The following is a 4437-nucleotide window of genomic DNA, read 5'->3' as shown; positions in this document are numbered from 1 at the left end:
GCCTTCAGTCACTTCATCCTCATGCTGGCGTACGTCGGGCGCTCTGCGCCGGCCTGAATGCGGGTCTTCGCTCACCCAACCACTCGCTTCTGCCCTGGACGGTCCGTCCAGGACAGGCTGACCCGGCCAGCCCGTTGTTTGCCTTTGGCGCGATACTTGCCTTGGCTGGCTGGGTGGCTCATCTCGAGGCCGTCAGGCAGCCCACACTTCAGGGTTTGGCTCAAACCCCTCACCCTCTATCCGATGACGGATGATCCAGGTTCAATTGCAGAGGTGGTGAGGCGCCAGAATGAATAGGTCACTAATAGATCGACTGAAACGGTGCGAGTGTTGCCCGCGCAAGTGCAGAGTGAATCGGCTTGGGGGGGAACTCGGGTTCTGCAAAGTCAGCGCCAGGACTCAGATCGCTCATGCCGGTTTACATCTCGGGGAAGAGCCCCCCATCTCGGGAACACGAGGCTCAGGGACCATCTTCTTCCCTGGATGCAATCTCCGCTGCGTATTCTGCCAGAACTACCAGATCAGCCAGGAGTGGCAGCAAGGCCACACCCGAACTCTGACCACAGGTGAGCTTGCATCAGAAATGTTGCGCCTCCAGAACGCGGGTGCCCACAACATCAACTTCGTTTCGCCTTCGCATATGGTGTTTCAGATGGCCGAGGCGATCGAGGTAGCGAAGGGGGAAGGGCTGGCTGTCCCCGTGGTGTACAACTCCAATGGATATGACTCCGTGGAGACCCTGCGGCAGATCCGAGGTCTGGTGGACATCTACCTTCCGGATATCAAGTACATGGATAATGGATCGGGGAAGCACTTCTCTGCCGTCAGCGACTATGCCGACAACGTTCCGGGGGCTCTGAGAGAGATGCTGGATCAGGTGGGCCATCTGACGATGAATGGTGAAGGCATCGCGCTGAGGGGACTGTTGGTTCGGCATTTGGTGTTGCCCGGTCACCTGGCTAACAGCCGAAGATGTCTCGACCTGTTAGCAGATCTTTCTCTGGGCACTTGCCTCAGTCTCATGTCGCAGTACTCTCCGCAACATCGGGCGTGCGAGTATCCCGGGATCAATCGGAATCTGACACAAGAAGAATACGATCAGGTCATGGACTATGCCCTTCAGCTCGGCCTGGAGAATGTCTACATTCAGGAACTTGAGAGTCAGGAGCACTGCCTGCCCGATTTTGCACTGGAAAGTCCTTTCAAGTTTGCATGAGGCATCCGCCGATCTTCTGTGCCTGAACTGACCTGCATCGAATGCTGCGGCCGCCCAGCACTTCGCTGATGCCCGCGACTGCCCGTCCAGGACAGGCTGACCCGGCTGTCTCTCCCCGCCAGCATGCTTCAAGGCGGGCCTTCCCCATCCAACAGGCTGAGCAGCTCGAGGCATTGCGTATCCCTGGTCGACTTGTCCCTTCACCCTTGACGTTATTACCGCAACGCGTCATTATGGTGTCGCATGATACGCAGCTTCGCCACCGAGCGCACACGTAGGGTATTCGCCAGGGAGCGCGAGCCCAGTTTCTCCCCTGATCTCCAGCGTGCTGCCTGGAAGAAGCTGGCTATCCTCCACGCCGCTGGCTCGTTGTCTGACCTTCGCGTGGCACCGGGCAACCGGCTGGAGAGGCTCTCAGCCCAGCGGCAGGGGCAGTACGGTATTCGGATCAATGATCAATGGGGCATCTGCTTCAGCTGGCGAGATCGGGACGCGTTTGAGGTCGAGATTGTCGACTATCACTAGGGAGGTAGGAATGGCTGCCAAGAAGCTGAGGCCGGTTCACCCAGGCGAGATCCTCCTGGAGGAGTTCCTTGAGCCGATGCAGATCTCCCAGTATCGGCTATCGAAGGATATCGGTGTTCCCCCGCGCCGCATCAACGAGATCGTACATGGAAAGAGGGCGATCAGCCCGGACACAGCCTTGCGGTTGGCTCGCTACTTCGGGATGAGCGACACCTTCTGGTCTAACCTGCAGTCGCACTATGATCTGGAAATCGAGCGAGACCGCCTCGGCAATCGGCTCGAGAAGGAAGTAAGGGTCTACGCCCGGGCAGGGTAGCCCGAATTGGCCCCTCGCGATGCCTGACACCCCGCTGATGCTGCCCCGGCTGGCGGGCGGCAACGCACTGGTGACCTGCCGGCGCAGTCGCCCTAGAATGAAGGTGTCAAGCCCGAGCCGCCGCGCGGCCCAGCTCGAGGCCGTTGGGCGGCTTGATCTTGGACTTCAACATGCTGGTTCCAACATCGGGTAGGTCACCCCACACACAAGCGGAGTGATTTCATGTCACAACCAAAAGGCTATGTTGATTCTGACTACCTGGACACCACGACACGCTTGATGGCGCCGTGCAAGCGGCGGAGCTACGAGCTGATGCACTTGGAGCCTGGCCATAGAGTGTTGGACGTCGGATGTGGTCCGGGCTCAGACACCCTGGCAATCAGCAAGCTCGTCGGCCCAGCCGGCGAGGTCTACGGGGCGGACTACGATGCCCAGATGGTGGCGCAGGCCAATGAGCGTGCACAAGCTGCAGGCGTCAGTTCCCGCGTAGTACACCGCCAAGCCGATGCCACTGCTTTGCCATGGCAGGCTGACTTCTTCGACGCAAGTCGCAGTGAACGGATGCTCCAGCACTTGCGCGACCCCGAGCGCGCGTTTGCAGAGATGGTTCGCGTAACCCGCCCCGGCGGCTGGGTTGTTGTGCTCGATAGCGACTGGGCCACTTTCACAATAGACAGCGACGAACCCGAGCTTGAGCGACGGCTAGTGCGGTTTCACATCGAACAGATGATGAACAACCCGTTCTCAGGACGCACACTACGTCGCCGGTTCAGGAGCCACGGACTGCTGGAAGTCACTGTCGAAGTCTACCCTGTGTTCCTGACTGACTATGCGTTGGCTCGAAAGCTCATGCGGCTCGATCAAATGGCTCAAGAGGCGCAAGCCGCTGGGGTGATTGACCAAGACGAATATTCCCGGTGGCAAGCGAGCCTTGAACGCTCGGCGGCAATAGACGGCTTCTTCACGAATACGAACGTTGTGGCGCTGGCTGGCCGCAAGCCGTGAATCACTGCACGGACCTTGTTGGCTCTCCCATCTTGTGGGCCGCCCGACAACTCGCTGCCTGCCCAGGCCGCACATCGTCCCGATGTCCTTCGGGAGGCCAGGGAAGCCGACTCGCCTGGCGGGCGAAAAGAGAAGGGGGATCGTCTGCCGTCTGACCGGCGCGAGAATGGGTCCAGCCCAAGCCGCCGAGCGGCTTCCCCAGGGGGTGCTTCGCGAAGCTCGAGGCCATTGGGCCGCTGTCTGAATGATCGGCCAGGCCTCGGTTGACACCACCCGAATTGCGACTATAATTCTAGTCATGGGTCCGGCGCGACGCTTTGCGCTCATCTTCGCTCCCGAGGTGGTGCTGGACCTCCGGGCGGTTGAGCGCAAGTACCACTCCCTCCTGCGTCGTGAGATCGCGGCGCAGTTGAAGAGCAATCCGCAAGTCGAGGCCCGGAATCGCAAGGCCCTGGTTGATCTTCCGGAGCCCTATGATGCACACTGGGAGCTGCGCCTCGGTCCCAAGAACCGATTCCGCGTGTTCTACGAAGTCGACGAGGAAGCCCTTGTCGTGACCATCCTGGCAATTGGCGTCAAGGATCGGGACGTGCTGCGCATCGGTAGAGAGGAGTACGGGAGATGAAGATCGCATCGCTGGCAGAGGTGAAGGCCAAGTTGAGCGCCTATGTCGATAGCTCTGAGACCGAAGGGCCGGTGGTGATCACGCGCAACGGCAAGGCGGTCGCCGTGCTCATTGCGCCCAAGGATGAGGACGATCTGGAGACCCTCGTCCTCCTGCGATCCCCCAAGTTCCTGGCCCGCATTGAACGTGCCCGCCGGAGCATTCGCCAAGGGAAGGGGCTGGGCGAGGCAGAGTTCTGGAAGACCGTTGAGCAGATGCCACCGGAGGGTTCGGCCAAGCAGCGAGTCTCCGCTGCTAGGAGCGGTCCAACAACTCGCTGATGCTGACCCGGCTGGCGGCCGGAAATGCGACGGTGCTCGGCCAGCCCGGTTGCCATAGAATGAAGGAACCAAGCCCGAGCCGCCGAGCGGGCTAGCTCGGCTTCGTTCAGCGTCTCAATGTCGACCCCTTGCGCAAGGGTTTGATTTGCGGGATCGATCGACGGGCGACTTCGGTGATGTAGGGCGCGGCACATGGTCCGCTGACGACTGCGCGCCGCCTTGTGCCGAAGCCGCACGGGTCGCGCCAGACGCTCGCTTCCGCACACCGGTTCTTCCCAAAGGAGGCATAGCCGAATGACATCACAGACATCGAAGGTTTCCGGGCACGTTGACGCAGGAGTAGGTATCTTCTGGTTCATAGGCTGGCTATTCACGATCGCCTTCGCCAAGCTGATATGGTGGCAAGCCCTGTTGGGCCTTCTGATCTGGC

Annotated in this window: 6 protein-coding genes; all 6 read left to right on the top strand. The window is 60.4% G+C overall.

Going from position 1 to position 4437, the window contains the following annotated elements; all coding sequences use genetic code 11:
• The first annotated feature begins 289 nt into the window (after nucleotides 1-289).
• Nucleotides 290-1216, top strand: a complete 927-nt coding sequence (locus MUO23_10115) for a radical SAM protein (GenBank protein ID MCJ7513307.1) — start codon at nucleotides 290-292, stop codon at nucleotides 1214-1216.
• A gap of 243 nt (nucleotides 1217-1459) precedes the next feature.
• Nucleotides 1460-1741 carry a type II toxin-antitoxin system RelE/ParE family toxin gene (locus MUO23_10110; GenBank protein MCJ7513306.1) on the top strand — a complete coding sequence of 94 codons (282 nt, stop codon included), beginning with the start codon at nucleotides 1460-1462 and terminating at the stop codon, nucleotides 1739-1741.
• Nucleotides 1742-1751: 10 nt separating this feature from the next.
• Complete coding sequence (locus tag MUO23_10105; protein ID MCJ7513305.1) at nucleotides 1752-2057, top strand: HigA family addiction module antitoxin; 306 nt, start codon at nucleotides 1752-1754, stop codon at nucleotides 2055-2057.
• A gap of 222 nt (nucleotides 2058-2279) precedes the next feature.
• On the top strand, nucleotides 2280-3062 hold the full coding sequence (locus tag MUO23_10100; GenBank protein MCJ7513304.1) for a methyltransferase domain-containing protein: 783 nt from the start codon (nucleotides 2280-2282) through the stop codon (nucleotides 3060-3062).
• Between the two features lie 298 nt (nucleotides 3063-3360).
• Entirely contained in the window at nucleotides 3361-3687 is a 327-nt protein-coding gene (locus tag MUO23_10095) for a type II toxin-antitoxin system RelE/ParE family toxin (GenBank protein MCJ7513303.1), read from the top strand.
• Complete coding sequence (locus MUO23_10090; protein MCJ7513302.1) at nucleotides 3684-4007, top strand: type II toxin-antitoxin system Phd/YefM family antitoxin; 324 nt, start codon at nucleotides 3684-3686, stop codon at nucleotides 4005-4007. The genes MUO23_10095 and MUO23_10090 overlap by 4 nt, the downstream gene beginning before the upstream one ends.
• The last annotated feature ends 430 nt before the right edge of the window (nucleotides 4008-4437 follow it).

It is taken from the genome of Anaerolineales bacterium (assembly GCA_022866145.1).
Taxonomy (GTDB): domain Bacteria; phylum Chloroflexota; class Anaerolineae; order Anaerolineales; family E44-bin32; genus PFL42.
The sequence above is the reverse complement of the archived record's forward strand: the minus strand, read 5'-3'. Positions and strand labels throughout refer to the sequence as shown.

Coding starts and splice junctions, on each gene's coding strand:
- MUO23_10110 (MCJ7513306.1), top strand. CDS start 1,460: ATGATACGCAGCTTCGCCACCGAGCGCACACGTAGGGTATTCGCCAGG.
- MUO23_10090 (MCJ7513302.1), top strand. CDS start 3,684: ATGAAGATCGCATCGCTGGCAGAGGTGAAGGCCAAGTTGAGCGCCTAT.
- MUO23_10115 (MCJ7513307.1), top strand. CDS start 290: ATGAATAGGTCACTAATAGATCGACTGAAACGGTGCGAGTGTTGCCCG.
- MUO23_10105 (MCJ7513305.1), top strand. CDS start 1,752: ATGGCTGCCAAGAAGCTGAGGCCGGTTCACCCAGGCGAGATCCTCCTG.
- MUO23_10095 (MCJ7513303.1), top strand. CDS start 3,361: ATGGGTCCGGCGCGACGCTTTGCGCTCATCTTCGCTCCCGAGGTGGTG.
- MUO23_10100 (MCJ7513304.1), top strand. CDS start 2,280: ATGTCACAACCAAAAGGCTATGTTGATTCTGACTACCTGGACACCACG.